Origin of the sequence: Pseudomonas carassii (assembly GCF_036324045.1) — a bacterium.
GTDB lineage: Bacteria > Pseudomonadota > Gammaproteobacteria > Pseudomonadales > Pseudomonadaceae > Aquipseudomonas > Aquipseudomonas peradeniyensis.
The window spans coordinates 108,974-131,572 of sequence record NZ_JAZDCT010000007.1 but is presented as its reverse complement, the minus strand read 5'-3'; the positions used below and the strand labels follow the sequence as shown (position 1 = coordinate 131,572).

Annotated in this window: 22 protein-coding genes; 17 read left to right on the top strand and 5 right to left on the bottom strand. The window is 63.0% G+C overall.

The annotated features are described in order from the left end of the window. Window positions 1–3: 3 nt before the first annotated feature. The 12 genes from V0R62_RS07720 to hcnC all read left to right on the top strand — a co-directional run bounded on the left by V0R62_RS07720 (window position 4) and on the right by hcnC (window position 12,943). On the top strand, window positions 4–540 hold the full coding sequence (locus tag V0R62_RS07720) for a F0F1 ATP synthase subunit delta (RefSeq protein WP_023628561.1): 537 nt from the start codon (window positions 4–6) through the stop codon (window positions 538–540). A 21-nt stretch (window positions 541–561) separates the two neighbouring features. Further along, window positions 562–2,106 carry a F0F1 ATP synthase subunit alpha gene (atpA, locus tag V0R62_RS07715; protein WP_050707597.1) on the top strand — a complete coding sequence of 515 codons (1,545 nt, stop codon included), beginning with the start codon at window positions 562–564 and terminating at the stop codon, window positions 2,104–2,106. 48 nt (window positions 2,107–2,154) lie between these two features. Next, window positions 2,155–3,015 carry a F0F1 ATP synthase subunit gamma gene (gene atpG / locus V0R62_RS07710; RefSeq protein WP_028690020.1) on the top strand — a complete coding sequence of 287 codons (861 nt, stop codon included), beginning with the start codon at window positions 2,155–2,157 and terminating at the stop codon, window positions 3,013–3,015. Window positions 3,016–3,042: 27 nt separating this feature from the next. Beyond that, the gene (gene atpD / locus V0R62_RS07705) at window positions 3,043–4,419 is read left to right on the top strand and encodes a F0F1 ATP synthase subunit beta (RefSeq protein ID WP_028690019.1); all 1,377 of its coding nucleotides are present in this window, start codon (window positions 3,043–3,045) and stop codon (window positions 4,417–4,419) included. A 44-nt stretch (window positions 4,420–4,463) separates the two neighbouring features. Continuing rightward, a complete protein-coding gene (locus V0R62_RS07700; RefSeq protein WP_028690018.1) occupies window positions 4,464–4,883 on the top strand; it encodes a F0F1 ATP synthase subunit epsilon in 420 nt (139 codons plus the stop codon). Between the two features lie 121 nt (window positions 4,884–5,004). After that, window positions 5,005–6,372 (top strand): bifunctional UDP-N-acetylglucosamine diphosphorylase/glucosamine-1-phosphate N-acetyltransferase GlmU, encoded by a 1,368-nt coding sequence (gene glmU, locus V0R62_RS07695; RefSeq protein ID WP_330103323.1) that lies wholly within the window; start codon window positions 5,005–5,007, stop codon window positions 6,370–6,372. A gap of 308 nt (window positions 6,373–6,680) precedes the next feature. Then, a complete protein-coding gene (locus V0R62_RS07690; RefSeq protein ID WP_050707595.1) occupies window positions 6,681–7,448 on the top strand; it encodes a DeoR/GlpR family DNA-binding transcription regulator in 768 nt (255 codons plus the stop codon). 12 nt (window positions 7,449–7,460) lie between these two features. Further along, window positions 7,461–9,296: a glutamine--fructose-6-phosphate transaminase (isomerizing) gene (gene glmS / locus V0R62_RS07685; protein ID WP_330103322.1), complete on the top strand. Its 1,836-nt coding sequence runs from the start codon at window positions 7,461–7,463 to the stop codon at window positions 9,294–9,296. A 79-nt stretch (window positions 9,297–9,375) separates the two neighbouring features. Further along, the gene (locus V0R62_RS07680) at window positions 9,376–9,846 is read left to right on the top strand and encodes a hypothetical protein (protein ID WP_330103321.1); all 471 of its coding nucleotides are present in this window, start codon (window positions 9,376–9,378) and stop codon (window positions 9,844–9,846) included. A 138-nt stretch (window positions 9,847–9,984) separates the two neighbouring features. Then, on the top strand, window positions 9,985–10,299 hold the full coding sequence (hcnA, locus tag V0R62_RS07675) for a cyanide-forming glycine dehydrogenase subunit HcnA (RefSeq protein WP_050707591.1): 315 nt from the start codon (window positions 9,985–9,987) through the stop codon (window positions 10,297–10,299). After that, window positions 10,296–11,690, top strand: a complete 1,395-nt coding sequence (gene hcnB / locus V0R62_RS07670; protein ID WP_330103320.1) for a cyanide-forming glycine dehydrogenase subunit HcnB — start codon at window positions 10,296–10,298, stop codon at window positions 11,688–11,690. Before hcnA ends, hcnB begins: the two co-directional genes overlap by 4 nt. Before the next feature lie 2 nt (window positions 11,691–11,692). Continuing rightward, window positions 11,693–12,943 (top strand): cyanide-forming glycine dehydrogenase subunit HcnC, encoded by a 1,251-nt coding sequence (gene hcnC, locus V0R62_RS07665; protein ID WP_096049068.1) that lies wholly within the window; start codon window positions 11,693–11,695, stop codon window positions 12,941–12,943. Window positions 12,944–13,005: 62 nt separating this feature from the next. On the opposite strand, the gene lpdA is transcribed toward hcnC, so the two are convergent. Next, window positions 13,006–14,406, bottom strand: coding sequence for a dihydrolipoyl dehydrogenase (lpdA, locus tag V0R62_RS07660; protein WP_330103319.1), 1,401 nt, complete (start codon window positions 14,404–14,406; stop codon window positions 13,006–13,008). A gap of 216 nt (window positions 14,407–14,622) precedes the next feature. Here lpdA and cfaB point away from each other — a divergent pair, with 216 nt between their 5' ends. Then, on the top strand, window positions 14,623–15,807 hold the full coding sequence (gene cfaB, locus V0R62_RS07655; RefSeq protein WP_330103318.1) for a C17 cyclopropane fatty acid synthase CfaB: 1,185 nt from the start codon (window positions 14,623–14,625) through the stop codon (window positions 15,805–15,807). A 35-nt stretch (window positions 15,808–15,842) separates the two neighbouring features. On the opposite strand, the gene cls is transcribed toward cfaB, so the two are convergent. Beyond that, window positions 15,843–17,282, bottom strand: coding sequence for a cardiolipin synthase (gene cls / locus V0R62_RS07650; protein ID WP_186712256.1), 1,440 nt, complete (start codon window positions 17,280–17,282; stop codon window positions 15,843–15,845). Between the two features lie 129 nt (window positions 17,283–17,411). Here cls and V0R62_RS07645 point away from each other — a divergent pair, with 129 nt between their 5' ends. Next, a complete protein-coding gene (locus tag V0R62_RS07645) occupies window positions 17,412–17,939 on the top strand; it encodes a DUF3617 domain-containing protein (RefSeq protein ID WP_186732157.1) in 528 nt (175 codons plus the stop codon). A 4-nt stretch (window positions 17,940–17,943) separates the two neighbouring features. On the opposite strand, the gene folE2 is transcribed toward V0R62_RS07645, so the two are convergent. Together folE2 and V0R62_RS07635 are read right to left on the bottom strand one after the other, a co-directional pair. Continuing rightward, a complete protein-coding gene (gene folE2, locus V0R62_RS07640; protein WP_330103317.1) occupies window positions 17,944–18,825 on the bottom strand; it encodes a GTP cyclohydrolase FolE2 in 882 nt (293 codons plus the stop codon). 24 nt (window positions 18,826–18,849) lie between these two features. Next, window positions 18,850–19,227 (bottom strand): glutamine synthetase, encoded by a 378-nt coding sequence (locus tag V0R62_RS07635; protein ID WP_186732159.1) that lies wholly within the window; start codon window positions 19,225–19,227, stop codon window positions 18,850–18,852. Window positions 19,228–19,337: 110 nt separating this feature from the next. Between V0R62_RS07635 and zigA the strand changes: the two genes are divergently transcribed. From zigA to V0R62_RS07620, 3 genes are read left to right on the top strand one after another with little or no spacing between them, the layout of a single operon-like run. Beyond that, complete coding sequence (gene zigA / locus V0R62_RS07630) at window positions 19,338–20,546, top strand: zinc metallochaperone GTPase ZigA (RefSeq protein ID WP_330103316.1); 1,209 nt, start codon at window positions 19,338–19,340, stop codon at window positions 20,544–20,546. Continuing rightward, window positions 20,543–21,160, top strand: a complete 618-nt coding sequence (locus tag V0R62_RS07625) for a DUF1826 domain-containing protein (RefSeq protein ID WP_330103315.1) — start codon at window positions 20,543–20,545, stop codon at window positions 21,158–21,160. The genes zigA and V0R62_RS07625 overlap by 4 nt, the downstream gene beginning before the upstream one ends. Window positions 21,161–21,212: 52 nt before the next feature. After that, window positions 21,213–22,187 (top strand): CobW family GTP-binding protein, encoded by a 975-nt coding sequence (locus V0R62_RS07620; RefSeq protein WP_330103314.1) that lies wholly within the window; start codon window positions 21,213–21,215, stop codon window positions 22,185–22,187. Here V0R62_RS07620 and V0R62_RS07615 read toward each other — a convergent pair whose 3' ends face one another. Then, window positions 22,188–22,580 (bottom strand): DUF3301 domain-containing protein, encoded by a 393-nt coding sequence (locus V0R62_RS07615; protein WP_050707579.1) that lies wholly within the window; start codon window positions 22,578–22,580, stop codon window positions 22,188–22,190. Between the last annotated feature and the right edge of the window lie 19 nt (window positions 22,581–22,599).

Sequence of the window (22,599 nt, the reverse complement as noted above, 5' to 3'; positions counted from 1 at the left end):
ATCATGGCAGAACTGACCACGTTGGCCCGACCTTACGCTAAGGCTGCCTTCGAGCATGCCCAGGCCCATCAGCAACTGGCCAATTGGTCAGCCATGCTCGGCCTGGCTGCTGCGGTGTCGCAAGACGACACCATGCAGCGCCTGCTCAAGGCCCCGCAACTGACTAGCGCAGAAAAGGCCGCCGCATTCATTGAAGTGTGCGGTGACAAGTTTGACGCCAAGGCACAGAATTTCATTCATGTTGCCGCGGAAAACGAACGTCTCCTGCTTCTGCCGGAGATTTCGACTCTGTTCGACCTGTACAAGGCCGAGCAAGAGAAATCCGTGGACGTGGAAGTCACCAGTGCTTTTGCGTTGAACCAAGAACAGCAAGACAAACTCGCCAAGGTTCTCAGTGCACGGTTAGGCCAGGAAGTGCGCCTGCACGCGTCGGAGGATGCCAGCCTGATTGGCGGCGTCGTCATCCGCGCTGGCGACCTGGTAATCGACGGTTCGGTTCGCGGCAAGATCGCGAAACTGGCCGAAGCCTTGAAATCTTGAGTTTGAAGGGGCAGCAGAGCAATGCAGCAACTCAATCCTTCCGAAATTAGTGAAATCATCAAGGGCCGCATCGACAACCTCGATGTTGGCTCCCAAGCCCGTAACGAAGGTACCGTCGTTTCGGTTTCCGACGGCATCGTGCGGATCCACGGTCTGGCCGACGTCATGTACGGCGAAATGATCGAGTTCCCTGGCAGCGTATTCGGCATGGCCCTGAACCTGGAGCAAGACTCCGTAGGTGCAGTGATCCTGGGTGCCTATGACACCCTCGCCGAAGGCATGAGCGCCAAGTGCACCGGCCGCATCCTGGAAGTTCCGGTTGGTAAGGAACTGCTGGGTCGCGTCGTCGACGCACTGGGTAACCCGATCGACGGCAAAGGTCCACTGGGCAACACCCAGACCGACGCGGTCGAGAAAGTAGCTCCAGGCGTGATCTGGCGTAAGTCGGTAGACCAGCCTGTACAGACTGGCTACAAGTCCGTCGACGCCATGATCCCTGTCGGCCGTGGCCAGCGCGAGCTGATCATCGGTGACCGTCAGATCGGCAAGACCGCCATGGCCATCGACGCCATCATCAACCAGAAAGACTCCGGTATTTTCTGTGTTTATGTTGCAGTCGGCCAGAAGCGTTCCACCGTTGCCAACATCGTTCGCAAGCTGGAAGAAGCTGGCGCCCTGGCCAACACCATCGTGGTCGTTGCCAGCGCCTCGGAATCCGCCGCACTGCAGTTCCTGGCCCCGTACGCCGGCTGCACCATGGGCGAGTTCTTCCGTGACCGCGGTGAAGACGCCCTGATCGTTTACGATGACCTGTCCAAGCAGGCCGTTGCCTACCGTCAGATCTCCCTGCTGCTGCGCCGTCCACCAGGACGTGAAGCGTACCCAGGCGACGTGTTCTATCTCCACTCCCGTCTGCTGGAGCGTGCATCGCGCGTTTCCGAAGAGTACGTCGAGAAGTTCACCAACGGTGCCGTAACCGGCAAGACTGGCTCGCTGACCGCTCTGCCGATCATCGAAACCCAGGCTGGCGACGTTTCCGCGTTCGTTCCGACCAACGTGATCTCGATCACCGACGGTCAGATCTTCCTGGAATCGGCCATGTTCAACGCAGGCATCCGTCCTGCCGTTAACGCCGGTGTGTCGGTATCCCGTGTTGGTGGTGCCGCCCAGACCAAGATCATCAAGAAGCTGTCCGGTGGTATCCGTACCGCCCTGGCCCAGTACCGTGAACTGGCGGCCTTCGCCCAGTTCGCTTCGGACCTGGACGAGGCTACCCGCAAGCAGCTGGAGCATGGTCAGCGCGTTACCGAGCTGATGAAGCAGAAGCAGTACGCGCCAATGTCGATCGCCGACATGGCCCTGTCGCTGTACGCCGCTGAGCGTGGTTTCCTGACCGACGTAGAAGTCGCCAAGGTCGGTAGCTTCGAGCAAGCTCTGATCGCCTACTTCAACCGTGATCACGCCGAACTGATGGCGAAGATCAACGTGAAGGGTGACTTCAACGACGAAATCGACGCTGGCATGAAAGCCGGTATCGAGAAGTTCAAGGCCACCCAGACCTGGTAAGCCGCAGCGGGGGCTCCGGCCCCCGCTTGCTAACCTGATAGGTGATACATGGCAGGCGCAAAAGAGATTCGCAGTAAGATTGCGAGCATCAAAAGCACGCAAAAAATTACCAGCGCCATGGAGAAAGTGGCGGTCAGCAAAATGCGCAAGGCACAAATGCGCATGGCTGCTAGCCGTCCTTACGCGGAGCGTATCCGCCAGGTGATCGGTCATCTGGCCAACGCCAACCCGGAATACCGCCACCCGTTCATGATCGAGCGCCCTGTAAAGCGCGCCGGTTATATCGTGGTGAGCAGTGACCGTGGTCTGTGCGGTGGCTTGAACACCAACCTGTTCAAGGCCCTGGTCAAGGACATGAACGAAAACCGCGAACAGGGCGTTGAAATCGACCTGTGCGTGATCGGCAGCAAGGGTGCGACTTTCTTCCGCATCTTTGGCGGCAACGTCGTAGCCGCGATCAGCCACCTGGGCGAAGAGCCATCGATCAATGATCTGATCGGCTCCGTCAAGGTGATGCTGGACGCCTACCTGGACGGCCGCATCGATCGCCTCTCGGTGGTTTCGAACAAGTTCATCAACACCATGACCCAAAAACCGACGGTCGAGCAATTGGTACCGTTGGTGGCAACCCCGGATCAGGAACTCAAGCACCACTGGGACTACCTGTACGAACCCGACGCAAAAGAGCTGCTGGACGGCTTGATGGTGCGTTACGTGGAGTCGCAGGTCTACCAGGCGGTGGTCGAGAACAACGCTGCTGAACAAGCGGCCCGGATGATCGCCATGAAGAACGCCACAGACAACGCCGGTGATTTGATCAAAGAGCTTCAGTTGATCTACAACAAGGCGCGTCAGGCTGCGATCACCCAGGAGATCTCGGAAATCGTCGGCGGCGCTGCCGCGGTTTAACGGTTCAAAAATTCAGAGGATCCAGCTATGAGTAGCGGACGTATCGTTCAAATCATCGGCGCCGTCATCGACGTGGAATTCCCACGTGATGCCGTGCCGAGTGTTTACAACGCGCTGAAAGTACAAGGCGCGGAAACCACCCTGGAAGTTCAGCAGCAGCTGGGCGACGGCGTGGTTCGTACCATTGCGATGGGCTCGACCGAAGGTCTGAAGCGCGGTCTGGATGTCGTCGACACCAAGGCTGCCATCTCGGTACCTGTCGGCAAGGCAACCCTGGGCCGTATCATGGACGTCCTGGGCAACCCGATCGACGAAGCTGGTCCAATCGGCGAAGAAGAGCGTCGCGGTATCCACCAGCCAGCGCCTTCGTTCTCTGACCAGGCTGGCGGCAACGACCTGCTGGAAACCGGTATCAAGGTTATCGACCTGGTCTGCCCGTTCGCCAAGGGTGGTAAGGTTGGTCTGTTCGGTGGTGCCGGCGTCGGCAAGACCGTTAACATGATGGAACTGATCCGTAACATCGCCATGGAACACAGCGGTTACTCCGTGTTCGCTGGTGTGGGTGAGCGTACTCGTGAGGGTAACGACTTCTACCACGAGATGAAGGACTCCAACGTTCTCGACAAGGTAGCGCTGGTCTACGGTCAGATGAACGAGCCACCAGGAAACCGTCTGCGCGTAGCGCTGACCGGCCTGACCATGGCTGAGAAGTTCCGTGACGAAGGTAACGACGTTCTGCTGTTCGTCGACAACATCTATCGTTACACCCTGGCCGGTACCGAAGTATCCGCACTGCTGGGCCGTATGCCTTCGGCAGTAGGTTACCAGCCGACCCTGGCCGAAGAGATGGGCGTTCTGCAAGAGCGTATCACTTCGACCAAAGAAGGTTCGATCACCTCCGTACAGGCCGTATACGTACCTGCGGACGACCTGACCGACCCGTCGCCAGCGACCACCTTCGCCCACTTGGACGCCACCGTCGTTCTGTCCCGTGACATCGCTTCCCTGGGTATCTACCCAGCGGTTGACCCACTGGACTCGACTTCGCGCCAGCTGGACCCGAACGTGATCGGCACCGAGCACTACGAGACCGCTCGTGGCGTTCAGTATGTTCTGCAGCGCTACAAAGAGCTGAAGGACATCATCGCGATCCTGGGTATGGACGAACTGTCCGAAGCCGACAAGCAACTGGTTGCCCGCGCTCGTAAGATCCAGCGCTTCCTGTCGCAGCCGTTCTTCGTGGCCGAAGTCTTCACCGGCTCGCCAGGCAAGTACGTTTCGCTCAAGGACACCATCGCTGGCTTCAGCGGTATCCTCAAAGGTGACTACGACCACCTGCCAGAACAAGCGTTCTACATGGTCGGCAGCATCGACGAAGCGATCGAGAAAGCCAAGAAACTGTAATCCCGGCGCCCCGCAAGGGGCGCTAATCAGGTTGAGGCAAGCAGATGGCTATGACAGTCCATTGCGACATCGTCAGCGCGGAAGGAGAGATCTTCTCCGGCCTGGTCGAGATGGTAGTAGCGCACGGCAACCTGGGCGATCTGGGTATCGCTCCAGGCCACGCGCCGCTGATCACCAATCTCAAGCCTGGTCCGATCACGCTGACCAAGCAGGGTGGCACTCAAGAGGTGTACTACATCTCCGGTGGCTTCCTCGAAGTGCAGCCGAACATGGTCAAGGTTCTTGCCGACACCGTGCAGCGCGCTGCCGACCTGGACGAAGCTCAGGCTCAGGAAGCCCTCAAGGCTGCCGAGAACGCGCTGAACACTAAAGGCTCGGACTTCGACTACGGCGCTGCTGCCGCACGTCTGGCCGAGGCTGCAGCTCAGCTGCGTACTGTCCAGCAATTGCGCAAAGGCAAGTAATCCGGCCTTGGCCGCTTACCGCCGTTGCGATTGAGTTAAAGGGTAGCCTCGGCTACCCTTTTTCTTTTTCTGAATTCCCCTTCGGTCACGTCCCTGACCGCCCAGGATTGGTAGCCAGTCAATGTCCCTCGATATCGTCATTCTCGCCGCAGGCCAAGGCACCCGCATGCGCTCCGCGCTGCCGAAGGTCCTGCACCCGGTCGCCGGCAACTCCATGCTCGGCCACGTTATCCACAGCGCACGCCAGTTGCAGCCCAAAGGTATTCACGTGGTTATTGGCCATGGCGCGGAGCTGGTTCGTGAGCGCCTGGCAGCCGACGATCTGAACTTCGTCATGCAGGACAAGCAACTGGGCACCGGCCATGCCGTGGCCCAGGCGTTGCCGGCGATCACCGCCGATACCGTGCTGGTGCTCTACGGCGACGTGCCGCTGATCGAGGTGGAAACCCTGCAGCGCCTGCTGGCCAAGGTCAGCGAGCAGCAGCTGGGGCTGCTCACCGTGACCTTGCAGGACCCGACCGGTTACGGGCGCATCGTGCGAGACGCAGCGGGTAACGTGACCGCGATCGTCGAGCACAAGGACGCCAGCGAAGCACAGAAGGCAATCAAGGAAGGCAACACCGGCATCCTCGCCATGCCTGCCGCACGCCTGGCCGACTGGATGGGCCGGTTGTCCAACAACAATGCCCAGGGCGAGTACTACCTCACCGACGTGATCGCCATGGCCGTGACCGATGGTCTGGTGGTCGCCACCGAGCAGCCCCATGACCCGATGGAAGTGCAGGGCGCCAACGACCGCCGCCAGCTGGCGGAGCTCGAGCGTCACTATCAACTGCGTGAAGGCCGCCGCCTGATGGCCCAGGGCGTCACGCTGCGTGATCCGGCGCGCTTCGATGTGCGTGGCGAGGTGACGGTCGGCCGCGACGTGCTGATCGACATCAACGTCATTCTCGAAGGCAAGGTGGTGATCGAGGACGACGTGCAGATCGGCCCCAACTGCGTGATCAAGGACAGCACCCTGCGCAAGGGCGTGGTGGTCAAGGCCAACAGCCACCTTGAAGGCGCGGTGCTGGGCGAGGGCAGCGATGCTGGTCCGTTCGCCCGTCTGCGTCCGGGCAGTGTCCTGGAAGCCCGCGCCCATGTGGGTAACTTCGTCGAGCTGAAGAACGCGCACCTGGGCGAGGGCGCCAAGGCCGGTCACCTGACCTACCTGGGCGATGCCGAGATCGGTGCCCGTACCAATATCGGTGCCGGCACCATCACCTGCAACTACGACGGCGCCAACAAGTTCCGCACCGTGATGGGCGAGGACGTGTTCATCGGCTCCAACAACTCGCTGGTGGCACCTGTGGAAATCCAGGCGGGGGCGACTACCGCGGCGGGCTCGACCATCACTCAGACGGTTGAAGCCGGGCAGTTGGGCGTGGCCCGTGCGCGCCAGCGCAACATCGAAGGCTGGAAGCGGCCGGAGAAGATCAAGAAGAGCTGAGTTATCCACAGCACTTTCGATCGAAAGCCGGCTTATGTGAATAAGCCGGCTTTTTATTGGGTGCCGTATCGCGGTCCCTGTAGGAGCGGCCTTGTGTCGCGAAAGGGCCGCAAAGCGGCCCCGGCTATTTCTGCCTTGGCGCTGAGATCCTGGGGCTGCTTTGCAGCCCTTTCGCGACACAAGGCCGCTCCTACAGGGACCGCGTCAGGGCAGGGAAAAACTATCCACAGCTCAGCGGCAACTTGACGAATCGTTCATCTTAGGTTTTGATTGCACCACTTATCTTTCGAATCGAAACTTAAACCGACATGTCGAAACGAAACACTCCCCAGCGCCGCCACAACATCCTGGCCTTGCTCAACGAGCAGGGCGAGGTGAGCGTCGACGCCCTGGCCAAGCGTTTCGAAACTTCCGAAGTGACCATCCGCAAGGACCTCGCCGCCTTGGAGGCCAACGGCCTGCTGCTGCGCCGCTACGGTGGCGCGGTGACCATGCCCCAGGAATTGCTGGGCGATGCAGTCCAGCCGGTGTCCCTGTACAAGCAGGCCATCGCCCGGGCGGCGGTCGGACGCATCCGCGAGCATGCGCGGATCATCATCGACAGCGGCAGCACCACGGCGGCGATGATTCCGCAGCTCGGGCGCCAGCCAGGCCTGGTGGTGATGACCAATTCGCTCAACGTGGCCCGCGCCATCAGCGAGCAGGAGCATGAGCCTGTGCTGCTGATGACCGGGGGCACCTGGGATCCGCATTCGGAGTCGTTTCAGGGCCAGGTGGCCGAGCAGGTACTACGCTCATACGACTTCGACCAGCTCTTCATCGGTGCCGACGGCATCGACCTGGAGCGTGGCACCACCACCTTCAACGAGCTGCTGGGCTTGAGCCGGGTCATGGCCGAGGTGGCGCGCGAGGTGATCGTCATGGTCGAGTCGGACAAGGTCGGTCGCAAGATCCCCAACCTCGAGCTGCCCTGGGGCAGCGTCAACACCCTGATTACTGATGATCGCCTGCCCGCCGAGGCACGCGACCGGATTCAAGCCCGCGGCATCACCCTAATCTGCGCCGCTATCAGCTAGGAGCAACATCTTATGTGTGGAATCGTTGGTGCCGTTGCCGAGCGCAATATCACAGCCATCCTCATCGAAGGCCTCAAGCGCCTGGAATACCGTGGTTATGACAGCGCCGGCCTGGCCGTCCTGACCCAGCAAGGTACGCTCGAGCGTCGCCGCCGCATCGGCAAGGTCAGCGAACTGGAAGGCGCCGTGACCGCCGACCCGCTGGCTGGCCAGCTGGGCATTGCCCATACTCGCTGGGCGACCCATGGCGCGCCGACCGAGACCAATGCCCACCCGCATTTCTCCGGACACGACGTGGCGGTGGTGCACAACGGCATCATCGAGAACCACGAAGAGCTGCGTGAAGAGCTCAAGGGCCTGGGCTATGCCTTTGTCTCGCAGACCGACACCGAAGTCATCGTCCACCTGATCCACCACCTGCTCAAGGACATTCCCGACCTGGCCGACGCGCTCAAGGCCGCGGTCAAGCGCCTGCACGGCGCCTATGGCCTGGCGGTGATCAGCGCCAGCCAGCCGGATCGCCTGGTCGCCGCCCGCAGCGGCAGCCCGCTGGTGATCGGCCTTGGCCTCGGCGAAAACTTCCTGGCCTCCGACCAACTGGCCCTGCGTCAGGTCACCGACCGCTTCATGTACCTGGAAGAAGGCGACATCGCCGAGATCCGCCGTGACCAGGTGCAGATCTGGGATCAGGCCGGTCATCCGGTCCTGCGTGAGACGGTGCAGTACCACGAAGGTGCCGAAGCCGCCGAGAAGGGCAACTACCGCCACTTCATGCTCAAGGAAATCCACGAGCAGCCCACCGTGGTGCAACGTACCCTGGAAGGGCGCCTGGGCAAGGACCACGTGATGGTCCAGGCCTTCGGCCCACAGGCCGCCGAGCTGTTCGCCAAGGTGCGCAACGTGCAGATCGTTGCCTGCGGCACCAGCTACCACGCCGGCATGGTCGCCCGCTATTGGCTGGAAAGCCTGGCCGGCATTCCTTGCCAGGTGGAAGTGGCCAGCGAGTTCCGGTATCGCAAGGTAGTGGTGCAGCCGGACACCCTGTTCGTCTCCATCTCGCAGTCCGGCGAAACCGCCGACACCCTGGCGGCCCTGCGCAATGCCAAGGAGCTGGGTTTCCTCGGCAGCCTGGCGATCTGCAACAAGGGCATCAGCTCGCTGGTGCGCGAATCCGACCTGACCCTGCTGACATTGGCCGGGCCGGAGATCGGCGTCGCCTCTACCAAGGCCTTCACTACCCAGCTGGTGTCGCTGATGCTGCTGACCCTGGCCCTCGGCCAGGTGCGCGGCAGCCTCGAGGCCGGTGTCGAAGCCGAGCTGGTGGACGAGCTGCGCCGCCTGCCGGCCCGCCTGAGCGAAGCGCTGGCGATGGATGGCGTGGTCGAGAAGATCGCCGAGCTGTTCGCCGACAAGCACCACACCCTGTTCCTTGGCCGCGGTGCCCAGTACCCGGTGGCGATGGAAGGCGCGCTCAAGCTCAAGGAGATCTCCTACATCCACGCCGAGGCCTATCCGGCCGGTGAACTCAAGCATGGCCCGCTGGCGCTGGTGGACAGCGACATGCCGGTGGTGACCGTGGCACCGAACAACGAACTGCTGGAGAAGCTCAAGTCGAACCTGCAGGAAGTGCGCGCCCGTGGCGGCGAGCTGGTGGTGTTCGCCGACGAGCAGGCCGGCATGAGCAACGGCGAGGGCACCCATGTGATCAACGTGCCGCACATCAACGATGCGCTGGCGCCGATCCTCTACACCATTCCGCTGCAACTGCTGTCGTACTACGTCGCCGTGCTCAAGGGCACCGACGTCGACCAGCCGCGTAACCTGGCCAAGTCGGTGACGGTGGAATAACGCCACTGCTGTCGAAGCAAGGCTTCCGATCGCCCCTGGTCCGCCAGGGGCGTTATCGTTTTCAGGAAGAGAAAACCTGATGTTGATGAAACTGGCACCAAAAAAGCCGCGCAGCCTGCGCAACTTCTACCTGTCCATTGGCGCAACCCTCGTGCTCATGCTGGCTGGGCGTTTTTACGCGCTCAAAGCCGAGGAGCAGCGGGTTGCGCAGCGAGCCCAGTGGGTCGAGAACGTGCTTCATCTGAACAGCACCCTACCCAGGCAGGTCGACGCACTGACCCGGCTGGAAAGGATCGATATCATCTCCGGCGACACGATCGCCTACCGCTATCAGGTCGACATGGCCTCCAGCAGCCTGCCGTGGGAGCGCAAATCGAAGATGGAGGCGCGCGTGCGCGCGGGGTTGGAGCGCCTGGCCTGCAAGGAGCCGGAGTTTCTCGAGGCGATGCGCAGGTTCAAGTTCCGCCAGGAACATTTCTATACGGGCTATGACAACGCGTTCTTGTTCAGTGTCGATATCAATCCCGACAAGCTCAACTGTCCGACCTGAGTCTTCCCGGTTGTGATCACTGTTGCACGTTCGTCGTTGTAGGACGTTTCCTAATCCTGCCTCTGGCATGGATCAATGTTTTCCCTCGTTGTTTGCCCTAACGTCGCCCGACCCATCAGTCATCAAGGACGACAGGAAATGCAGACGCTGCAACGAAAGCACGATATCCAGCCATTGGAAGGCGCTGAAATGACCCTGCTGGTCAATGGCCTGCCCGCGGTCGCCAGTGCCGGCGAAACCGTACTCAGCGTGCTCAACGCCGTTGGCCTGCGCCAGCTGGCGCGTAACGATCATGGCCAGCTCAGCGGTGCCTACTGCGGCATGGGCGTCTGCCATTGCTGCCTGGTGCAGATCGACGGGCGTCCCAAGCGTCGCGCCTGCCAGACCATCGTCAAACCGGGCATGAGCATCGAGACCGAGGTCAATCGCGTGCAAGAGGAGGCCCACCCATGAGCCTTCGTCCCGTAATCGTCGGTGGCGGTTCGGCCGGCATGGGCGCCGCCATCGAACTGGCTGAACATGGCGTGGATTGCCTGCTGTTCGACGAGGCCTCGCGCCCCGGTGGCGTGGTCTATCGTGGCCCGCTACGCGCGGGTGTCGACCTTGGCTACCTGGGGCCGCGCTACACCAAGGCCCTGACCAAGCTGCATGAAGACTTCGCCGCCTGCGCCGAGCGCATCGACCTGCGCCTGAACCATCGCGTGGTGGGTGGGGACGATCAACGGCTGATGGTCCTCGACGGGGACGAACAGCTGCACGAGATCGACTACTCGCACCTGCTGCTGGCCGCCGGTTGTCACGAGCGCAACGTGCCGTTCCCCGGCTGGACCTTGCCCGGTGTGATCCTGCTCGGCGGCTTGCAGCTGCAGATCAAGAGCGGCGTGGTCAAGCCACTGGGCAGCACGCTGATTGCCGGTACCGGGCCGTTGCTGCCGCTGGTCGCTTGCCAGCTGCACGCCGCCGGCGCCAAGGTGGCCGGCGTGTACGAAGCCTGCTCGTTCAACCGTATCGCCAAGGAAAGCCTGGCGTTGATGAACAAGCCGCAGCTGTTCCTCGACGGCCTGAGCATGCTGGCCTACATGAAGCTCAACGGCATCCCCATGCATTACGGCTGGGGCGTGGTGGGCGCCACGGGTGACGGTGAGTTGCAGGAGGTCCAAGTCGCCCCCTACACCCAGGATTGGCAGCCGGACATGACCCGTATCCAGCGCGAGCAGGTGCGCACCCTGGCGGTGGGCTACGGCTTCATTCCACGGACCCAGCTCAGCCAGCAACTGGGCCTGGCCCATGGCTTCAGCGAGGACGGCTACCTGCGCGCCGAGTGCAACGTGTGGCAGCAGAGCAGCCAGCCGAACATTCACCTGGCCGGCGACATGGCCGGTATTCGCGGTGGCGAGGCGGCGATGCTCACCGGGCGTATCGCCGCGGTGTCGATGCTGCAGCAGATGGGCAAGCTCGATGCCGAGCAGGCGATCGAGCGCCGTGAGCGTTTCCTCGGCAAGCTGGCGGCGATCAAGCGCTTCCGCTCCGGGGTGGAACGCTACACCGCACGCGGCGCGGCACAGATCCAGCTGCCCCAGGCCGACACGGTGATCTGCCGTTGCGAAAACATCACCCGCGACCAGATCGACCTGGCCCTGGAGCAGGGTGTGGAGGACATGGCCAGCCTGAAGATGCGTACCCGGGTAAGCATGGGCGACTGCCAGGGGCGCATGTGCGTCGGCTACTGCAGCGACCGCCTGCGCAGCGCCACCGGACGCCCGGACGTGGGCTGGCTGCGTCCGCGCTTCCCGGTGGACCCGATCCCGTTTTCCGCATTCGAACAACTCGGCACGGAGGCCTGAGCATGAACAAGCATTACGACATCATCATTGCCGGTGGCGGTGTGATCGGCGCGTCCTGTGCCTACCAGCTGTCCAAGCGGCACAACCTGAAGATCGCCCTGATCGACTGCAAGCGCCCGGGCAACGCCACCCGCGCCTCGGCCGGCGGCCTGTGGGCCATCGGCGAGTCGGTGGGGCTGGGCTGCGGGGTGATCTTCTTTCGCATGATGTCCTCGCGCAACAAGCGTGAGGCCAATGGCGCGGCGGTGGTGGTCGACTCGAGCACGCCACACATCCTGCCGGAGTGTTTCTTCGACTTCGCCCTGCAGTCCAACGCGCTTTATCCACAGCTGCACCAGGAGCTGATCGAGCGCCACGGCATGGACTTCAAGTTCGAACGCACAGGGCTCAAGTACATCATCCAGGATGAAGAAGACCAGCTGTACGCCGAGCACATCGTCAAGCAGATCCCGCACCTGGCCGATCAGGTACGCTGGCTCGATCGCGACGCGCTGCGGGCCTCGGAGCCGGCGGTGACGCTCAAGGCCAATGGCGCGCTGGAGTTTCTCTGCGACCATCAGGTCAGCCCGTTCCGCCTGGGCGATGCCTACATGGAGGCGGCGCGGCAGAACGGTGTCGACCTGTACCCGAACGTGAACATCACCGGCGTGCTGCATGAAGGCTCGCGGATCAAGGGCGTACGCACCGCCGAGGCCGGTGAGTTCCATTGCGCCACCTTGATCAATGCCGCTGGCGCCTGGGCCGCGGAGCTGAGCGAGTGGGCGACCGGGGAGAGCATTCCGGTCAAGCCGGTGAAGGGCCAGATCGTACTGACCGAGCGCCTGCCCAAGCTGCTCGATGGCTGCATCACCACCAGCGATTGCTACATGGCGCAGAAGGACAATGGCGAGATCCTGATCGGCAGCACCACCGAAGAGAAGGGCTTCGATGTCAGCAACACCTTCCCGGAAATCAGCGGCCTGGTGCAGGGCGCGATCCGCTGCGTGCCGCAGCTGGCGCAGGTGAACCTCAAGCGCACCTGGGCCGGACTGCGCCCGGGGTCACCGGACGAGCTGCCGATTCTCGGGCCTGTGGATAATGTGCAGGGCTACTTCAATGCCTGTGGACATTTCCGTACCGGGATCCTCACGTCGGCAATTACCGGTGTGCTGTTGGACAAGGTTGTCCACAATGAGGCGTTGCCGCTGGATATCACGCCATTCCTGGCGTCGCGGTTCCGTGAGGGTGTGGATAAACAACTGGCCCACGGCTAGGCCTGGCACTTGTGGGAGCGGGCCAAGCCCGCTCCCACAGCGTTTTGCTACAAGGTGCTCACTCAGATCTGCATCGCTTTCCCATCCACATTCATTGCCGCCTGGCGCAGGGCCTCGGAGCGGGTCGGGTGCGGGTGGCAGGTGAGGGCGATGTCCTCGGCCGAGGCCGAGAATTCCATGGCCACGCAGAACTCGCCGATCATCTCGCTCACGCTCGGGCCCACCAGGTGCACGCCCAGCACCTCGTCGGTGACGGCGTCGGCGATGACCTTGGCGAAGCCTTCGGTCTCATGGTTGATCTTGGCCCGGCTGTTGGCGGTGAAGGGGAATTTGCCGACCTTGTAGGCACGGCCTTCGGCCTTGAGCTGCTCCTCGGTCTTGCCGACACTGGCCAGTTCCGGGCGGGTATAGATGACGCCCGGGATCAGGTTGTAGTTGACCTCGTGAGGCTTGCCGGCGATGCGCTCGATGCATGCCACCGCTTCGTCCTCGGCCTTGTGCGCCAGCATCGGGCCGGAGGTGACGTCGCCGATCACCCAGATGCCCGGGACCGCGCTACGGTGATGGTCGTTGGCGAGCATGCCGCGCTTGTCGGTTTCCAGCCCCACGCTTTCCAGGTTCAGGCCCTTGGTATAGGGACGGCGACCGATGGCCACCAGCACGTAGTCGGCCTGCAGGGTTTCGGCATTGCCACCGGCGGCGGGCTCCAGGGTCAGGCTGACGCCGTCGGCGCTGGATGTGGCCTGGGTCACCTTGCTGCCGAGCTTGAAGGTCATGCCTTGCTTGGCCAGGGCCTTCTGCAGGGTCTTGGCGGTTTCCTCATCAGTGCCTGGGCAGATGCGATCAAGGTATTCGATCACCGTCACTTCGGCACCCAGGCGACGCCACACCGAACCCAGCTCCAGGCCGATCACTCCGGCGCCGATCACAATCAGGTGCTTGGGCACCTGGGGCAGCGACAGGGCGCCGGTGGAATCGATGATGCGCTGGTTGTCGATGGTCACGCCGGGCAGCGGCGTGGGTTCGGAACCGGTGGCGATGACAATGTCCTTGGCCTGAAGGGTGGTTTCGCTGCCGTCCTCGGCTTTGACCAGCACCTTGCCGGCGCCGTCCAGGCGGCCCCAGCCCTTGACCCAGTCGACCTTGTTCTTGCGGAACAGGTACTCGATGCCCTTGGTCAGGCCAGTCACGCTTTCGTCTTTCTGCTTCATCATCTGGCCCAGGTTGAGGGTCGGCTTGACCTCGATCCCCAGGAGGGCGAACTCCTCGCCGCTGGCCGCCTCGTACAGCTCGGACGCATGCAGCAGCGCCTTGGAAGGCATGCAGCCGACGTTCAGGCAGGTGCCGCCCAGGGTCGAGCGACCCTCGACACAGGCCACGCTCAGGCCTAGCTGGCCGGCACGGATCGCTGCGTTGTAGCCGCCGGGGCCGCCGCCGATGATCACCACGTCATAGGATTTCATGGGTTTCGTTACTCCGAGAGTGTGAGGAAGCGAAGAGGGGCACAAGGTTAGTCTGAGTGATGCAGATTGTATACAATCCGTTAATTGGCCCGAACCAGATAGTTCTAGACTATGGTCGCGATTAACGGAAACTTCGCACGAATGAACTACCCTGATCCGGTGACGTCCGACACCTTGAGGCCTGACGTCCCGTATCAATGAAAGGGAGGGTCATGAATGCTTGCGCAACTTCCACCCGCATTGCAGAGCCTGCACTTACCTTTGCGCGTCAAGCTGTGGGACGGCAACCAGTTCGACCTGGGGCCGAGCCCGCAGGTCACTATCCTGGTCAAGGAACCCCAGCTGATCGCTCAGCTCACTCACCCGAACCTGGAGGCGCTTGGCTCCGCCTTCGTCGAGGGCAAGCTGGAGCTGGAGGGCGATATCGGCGAAGTTATCCGGGTCTGCGACGAGCTCAGCGAAGCCTTGCTCAAGGATGAAGACGAGTTCTTGCCGGAGCGCACTTCCCATGACAAGCGCACCGACGCCGAAGCCATTTCCTACCACTACGACCTGTCCAACGATTTTTACCAACTGTGGCTCGACCCGGACATGGTCTATTCCTGCGCCTACTTCAAGGAGCCGGACAACACCCTGGCCCAGGCCCAGCAGGACAAGTTCGACCACCTGTGCCGCAAGCTGCGCCTGCAGGCCGGCGATTATCTGCTGGATGTCGGTTGCGGCTGGGGCGGGCTGGCGCGATTCGCCGCCCGTGAGTACGGCGCCAAGGTGTTCGGCATCACCCTGAGCAAGGAGCAGCTGAAGCTCGGTCGGCAACGGGTCAAGGAGGAGGGGCTGGCCGACAAGGTCGACCTGCAGATCCTCGACTACCGCGACCTGCCCCAGGATGGCCGCTTCGACAAGGCGGTCAGCGTCGGCATGTTCGAACACGTCGGGCATGCCAACCTCGAGCTGTATTGCCAGCGGCTGTTCGGCGCGGTGCGGGAAGGTGGCCTGGTGATGAACCATGGCATCACCGCCAAGCACGTCGATGGTCGCCCGGTCGGTCGCGGCGCGGGGGACTTCATCGACCGTTACGTGTTCCCCCACGGCGAGCTGCCGCATATCTCGATGATCACGGCGCGGATCTGCGAGGCGGGCCTGGAGGTGGTCGATATCGAGAGCCTGCGCCTGCACTACGGCAAGACCCTCAATCACTGGAGCGAGAACCTGGAGAACCAGCTGCACCGTGCCGCCGCGCTGGTGCCGGAGAAGACCCTGCGCATCTGGCGCCTGTACCTGGCCGGTTGCGCCTACGCCTTCACCAAGGGCTGGATCAACCTGCACCAGATCCTTGCGGTGAAGCCCTACGCCGACGGCCACCACGACCTGCCGTGGACGCGTGAGGACCTCTATCGCTGACCGGTTAGCCCGGCGTGTCGACAAGGCTCGCCGGGCTAAAGGATCGGTGAAATCAGCCGCGCGATGCGCATCCCCAGCTGTTGCAGGCGATGGGTGTCGCGGCTGTCCTCCGCGGTGATCTCCCGGGCCTGCTCGAAGTCATTCTCCAGCATCTGTTCGACCTGGTCGGCGAATGCGCGGTCCACGGTGAGCAGGGTGATCTCGAAGTTCAGCCGGAACGAGCGGTTGTCGAGGTTGGCGCTGCCGATGGCGCTGACCTCATCGTCCACCAGCACCACCTTCTGGTGCAGGAAGCCCGGCAGGTAGCGGAACATGCGCACCCCGGCGCGCACCGCCTCGAAGGCGAACAGGCTGGAGGCGGCGTAGACGATGCGGTGGTCGGGGCGCGAGGGAATCAGGATGCGCACGTCGACCCCCCGCAGCACTGCCAGGCGCAGGGCGGCGAAGATGGCTTCGTCGGGGATGAAATAGGGGCTGGTGATCCATACCCGTCGGGTGGCCGAGTGAATTGCCTCGAGGAAGAACAGCGCACAGGTTTCCTGTGGATCGGCCGGGCCGCTGGCCAAGGCCTGGCACAGCACGCCGTTCTCCGGGTAGACGTCGGGCAGGATCAGTGGCGGCAGCTGGCGCGTGGCCCAGTACCAGTCCTCGGCGAAGGACTCTTGCAGGCAGGCCAGCACCGGGCCGCCGATCTGCACATGGGTGTCGCGCCACGGTGACAGCTTGGGGTGTGCCCCGAGGTACTCGTCTCCTACGTTATGGCCGCCAAGAAACCCGAGCAGGCCATCGACCACGACGATCTTGCGGTGGTTGCGGAAGTTGACCTGGAAGCGGTTGAACCAGCCGCGCCGGGTGGCGAACGCCTCGATCTGCACGCCGCCGTCGCGCAGCACCTGGCTGTAGCTGGCCGGCAGGGCATGGCTGCCGACGCGGTCGTACAGCACGAACACCCTTACGCCTTCGGCGGCCTTGCGCAGCAGCAGTTGTTGCAACTCCCGGCCGAGGGCGTCGTCATGGATGATGAAGAATTGCACCAGCACGGTGTCCCGCGCCATGCGGATGGCCGAGAAGATCGCCTCGAAGGTGGCGGCGCCATCGATCAGCAGCTTCACCTCGTTGTTGGCCAGGCACGGCATGCGCCCCAGCTTGGGCATGGCGCGCAGGGCGGCGTAGCTGTCGGACTCGCGGGCGGTCAGCGCTTCCTCCACCCAGGGCCGCCAGTTCAGGTTGGCCATGGCTACGTGCATTTCCTGGTTGGCCTGACGCCGCGCCTGGATATAGGCATAGAAGGAACGGGCGCCGAACACCAGGTAGGGGATGAGGGTGAGGTAAGGGATGAACAACAGCGACATGGCCCAGGCGATCGCACCCTGGGCGGTGCGCACGGTGAACACCGCATGCAGCGCGGCGATGAGACCGAGCAGATGAATCAGGCCGAGCAAGTAACCGAAGAAGTAGGGGCTGTGGAAATCCATACGCATCCTGCTTGCCGAGAGCACTGCTGCTAACAGACCACGTTCGAGGGTATGCCTGCAACCCAAAGGCGATTTTGACGTCTAACGGCTCAGTCCGGCCGGAGCCGGTATTTCGAGGAGCTTTCATCCATGAAGATTCGTCTGCCACTGCTCGCCCTGGTGCTGGGGCTGGGTAGCCCACTGGTTCATGCGCAGATGCTGCAACCCGGTCTGTGGGAACTGACCACCAGCAACATGCAGGTCGATGGCAAGCCGTTGCCGGACATGGAGTTCATGCTCGGTCAGTTGAAGAACCTGCCGCCCGAGCAACGGGCGATGATGGAGGGTGCCCTGGCCAAGCAGGGCATCACGGTGGGGGGCAAGGGGGTGCGCTCGTGCCTGACCGCGGAGCAGGTCAAGACCAATGACATTCCGCTGCAGGATCCGCAGTCGGGCTGCACGCAGAAGATCACCGAGCGTAACGGCAATGTCTGGAAGTTCCAGTTCAGTTGCCCCAAGGCCCAGGGTAACGGCCAGGCCACCTTCCTCAGCGATCGGGAGTTCCTGACCAAGGTCAACGGCACCTTCAATGCCTCCGGGGTCCAGCAGCAGGGCAGCATGAACACCCGGGCGGTCTGGCTTGGGAATGATTGTGGAACCGTCAAACCGCGTACTTGATCTGTCACCAGCGATAACGACTGACCGCCACCGCGTCATGGGCATGCAGGCTCTCTGCATGTTCCACGCGCACGCTGAAGCCGCTCACGCCCGTTAGCGTTCGCAAGGCCGCATGCAGGCGGCGGGCGGCATCCTCGCAGAACATCAGGTTCTGTCCGTTGGCCAAGGCAAAGGCCTGCTCGTCGGCGCGCTTCACTGCCGTCTGTACGGCCGTGCCCAAGGCGGCCTCCGCTGTCTCGATCAACTCAGTCAGTCTGAACGCGTCGCCGTCCAGGCGGACCTGCAGCTTGGCCAGGCTCCTCTGGCTGTGGGGTGTCGCAACGATGCCGTCGCTGCTGCCAAGCCATTGGCGAACACGTTCCCGCTCCAGCGACTGGCCAGCGAAGTCCCGGTCGAACTGCGCCTGGATCAGCTGCCTGGCCAGCGCCGCCGAGCAGGGGCAGGTCGAGGAGTAGGCAATGTGCACCGATAGTTCCACGTGGAACATTTCATCTTTCAGTTGGGCTTCGATGCTTACCGGGTAGTGTTTCCAGCCTGACAGCGGGCTGATCAGCGCCGGGCGCTTGAGCAGGTGATCGAATGCCAAGCGCAGGTAGGCGGCGTTCGAAAGGCCCTCGTGGCTGGCGAGAAAATGCTCGAGCGTCCGGCGAATCAGCCGTGGGCTCAAGGCTTGCTGTTCCAGCGCTTCCAGCGCCAGGTACAACCGTGACATGTGGATGCCCCGGGCTGCGCCGTCATCAAGGCTCACGCCGGCATCGGCGTGCGCGCCGAGGCTGCGTCCGTCGACCAGCAGCGGCAGGGCGATACCGCACATGCCGACCCAGTCCAGCGGCAGTGCCTGCTGGCTGCTCTGTGCGGCGATGTCGGGAAGGGCAAGGCTAGACATGGAAGAATCCTGAAGTGATGGCAGTCAGCGGCAACCGCCGACAAGGCTGCAGTGCAGGTTGAAGCGTTGACCGCTGGAGCTGGAGACACGGTTGAGGGTGGTCCAGCCGATACGGCGGCTGTAGCCCACCCAGGCTTCACCGTCGCTGGCCAGCCCGGTGAAGAAGGTCAGCGTGCCGTAGCGGCTGTTGGTCTGAGCCCACAGGCGCTTGCCTGCCACTTCGTAGCCACGCAGGTAGAAGGTGCTGCCTTCGGTACGCACGCTGTAGTAGTTGCCCTGGCCATCCTGGCAGGCGAGCAAGGTCGCGCTGCGGGTGCACAGGGCGAGGTCGGTGTGGGGCATGGCGAGAAGCTGCGTGGGGGCTGCGAGCAGCAGTAGGGCAGCGAGGCCGGATGATTTCATGACGCTCTCCAGACAACCGTTCGGTCGACACGGCTTGGCGAAATTGTATTGTTATAATATAACATTATGCAATGCATCGATTCGAATGCGCCTGCCCGATGAGGTTAGTCATGCCCAACCGTCTCCCTGTCACCGTGCTGTCCGGCTTTCTCGGCGCCGGCAAGAGCACGCTGCTCAACCATGTCCTGCGCAACCGCGACAACCTGCGCGTCGCGGTGATCGTCAACGACATGAGTGAAATCAACATCGATGCCAGCGAGGTCCAGCGCAACGTCAGCCTGAACCGGGCGGAAGAAAAACTGGTGGAGATGAGCAACGGCTGCATCTGCTGCACCTTGCGCGAGGACCTGCTGGAAGAGGTGGCGAGGCTGGCGAGTGAGGGCCGCTTCGATTACCTGCTGATCGAATCGACCGGCATCTCCGAGCCGCTGCCGGTCGCCGAGACCTTCACCTTTCGCGACGAACAAGGCCGCAGCCTCTCCGACATGGCGCGCCTGGACACCATGGTCACCGTCGTTGACGGGCTGAACTTCCTGCGTGACTACCAGGCCGCCGAGAGTCTCGCCAGCCGTGGCGAGACCTTGGGTGAACAGGATGAGCGCTCGATCAGCGACCTGCTGATCGAGCAGGTCGAGTTCGCCGACGTGCTGCTGCTGAGCAAGATCGACCTGATCAGCCAGTCTGACCGCGAGGAGCTGGTGGCCATCCTGCGCAGCCTCAATGCCCGGGCGCAGATCGTGCCGATGGTGATGGGCCAGGTGGCGCTGTCGCGCATCCTCGATACCGGCCTGTTCGATTTCGACCAGGCGGCCCAGGCCCCGGGCTGGCTGCGCGAACTGCGGGGCGAGCATGTGCCGGAAACCGAGGAATACGGCATCGCCGCCAGCACCTGGCAGGCACGTCGACCGTTCCACCCGCAGCGCTTCTACGACTTTATCCACACGCCTTGGAGCAACGGGCGGTTGCTGCGTTCCAAGGGGTTCTTCTGGCTGGCCAGTAAATACCAGGAGGCCGGGAGCTGGTCCCAGGCCGGTGGCATGATGCGTCACGGCCTGGCGGGGCGCTGGTGGCGCTTCGTGCCACGCGAGCAATGGCCGCAGGACGAAGAGAACACCGCAGCGATCCTCAAGCAGTGGTCGGTGGAAAGCGGCGATTGCCGCCAGGAACTGGTGTTCATCGGGCAGAACATCGACTTCCAGCGGTTATCCACAGAGCTGGAGGCCTGCCTGCTCACGGACGACGAGATGGAATCGGGGCCAATGGCCTGGCTGCGCTTGCCCGATCCCTTCGGGGCCTGGCATGAGGACGCGGTGGCATGACTGTGGATATCCGCCAGGTGTTCGGTGAATCGCCCCAGGTGATGACCGACATTCTTCAGGATGGCGTCAACCTGGCGGTCTGGCAGCGCCGCCTGCCGGCCCAGGTGGAGGACTTCGCCAACCTGGTGCTCAGCCTTGGCCAATCCCTGGCCGATGAGCGGGTGATCGAGGTGGATGAACGCCACCCGCCAGCCTTGCCCGGTTTGCTCAGGGAAGCCGCCGACCTGCACGGCTATGACGGTTTCGTCGCGGATGTGGCTTGGCTGGTGGCCGCGTACACCTGCCTGCTGGGCGCCCGTCGTCTCGGTGTGCGCGTGCGGGTACTGGACGGGGCGATGTGCCCGCGCATGCATGTGGACCATGTGCCGGTGCGCCTGCTCAGCACCTATGCCGGTGCGGGCAGCGAATGGCTGGCGGAGGGTGCGATCGATCGCGCTCGCTTGCAGCAGTTGTCGACGCCTGTGGATAAGGTTCGGCGCCTGGCGGCGGGAGAGGTGGCTTTGCTAAAGGGCGAGAAGTGGCTGGGCAACGAGGGCGCGGGATTGGTCCACCGGTCACCGCTGACGCCTGTCGGGGAGCGCCGATTGTTGTTGAGCCTGGATTGGTTGGCATGAATCGCGGGGCCCGGCGGTATAGACTGCCATCAATTCACCCCGATACCGAGCCATGCTGCAGAACATCCCCACCCATGTGATCGCCGGCCCGCTCGGCGCCGGCAAGACCAGCCTGATCCGCCACCTGCTGGACCAGCGTCCGGCTGGCGAGCGCTGGGCCGTGCTGGTCAACGAGTTCGGTCAGATTGGCCTTGATGCCGCCTTGCTCAGCCGCGACGAGGCGGGCATCGCCATCGGAGAAGTGGCGGGAGGCTGCCTGTGCTGCGTCAATGGCGCGCCATTCCAGGTGGGGCTTGGCCGACTGTTGCGCAAGGCTCGCCCGGACCGCCTGTTCATCGAACCGTCCGGCCTCGGTCACCCGGTCGAGTTGCTGGAGCAACTGGGGCGCGCGCCCTGGACTGGCGTGCTGTCGGTCCAGCCACTGCTGATGGTGCTGGATGCCGCAGCCCTGTCCCGGGGCGACGTCCTGCCCGAGGCTCAGCGCCAGGCACTGGCGAAGGCGGGGTTGCTGGTGTTCAACAAGGCGAGCGGTGTGGATGAAGCCGAACGCTTGTTGATAACTGCGTCACTACCCGCAATACCGGCGCGCTGGACGGAATACGGGATACTGCCGCTTGCTGCATTGCCTGTTTCAACCCCCGTGGCGGCAGGTACGGTCGACCATGACAGCCTGCCTGTGGATAACAGTGCAGCGCCGTTGCCCACCCTGTGGACCGATCCGCAGAAGCCAATCTGCCAGTATCAGCAGGGGGAGGGAGGTTGGAGCATCGGCTGGCGCTGGCATCCCGACCAATGCTTCGACGAGGCCGTGCTGCGCGGTGTGCTCGAGCAATGGCCGTGGCGCCGGGCGAAGGGTGTTATCCACAGCACCGAAGGCTGGCTGTCGTTCAACGGCCTTGAAGGCGGGACACTGGAGTGGCGGCTCAGCGAATGGCGCAAGGACTCGCGCATCGAGCTGATCTTCGATCAGCCGCAACCCTTGCAGGCCCTGCAAGCGGCCATCGGCGGCTGCCAGCTGATCCGTTGATCAATTGCGCCAGCGGTTGTGCTCCTGGCGCCACTGCTGCATCTCGATGACGTTGTCGGCACGTGGCGGGGTCTTGATCTCGAACGGATAGGGCGCGAGTTCAATCTGCATGGTGTGGGCACCGAACTGGGTGACGGTGCCGGGGTGGCGCTGTTCACCGGTGACGGTGAATTCGAAGTTGTAGATGCGCGCCAGGCGCTTCCTGCCATTGGCGTCACGCACGAAGGCGATGCGCTTGAGCGCCACGGCGTCGTCGAGCAACTCCAGGTCGAGCTTGGCGCAATGCTGCTTGACCCGTGCCAGGGCCTTTTCGCGCAGCCCGTGGTTGTGCCACAGCCAGGCGCCTGCGGTCGCCACCAGCATCAGGACGAAGAGGTTTTCCAGGGTCAGCATTTGCGTAAGCTCCAGACAG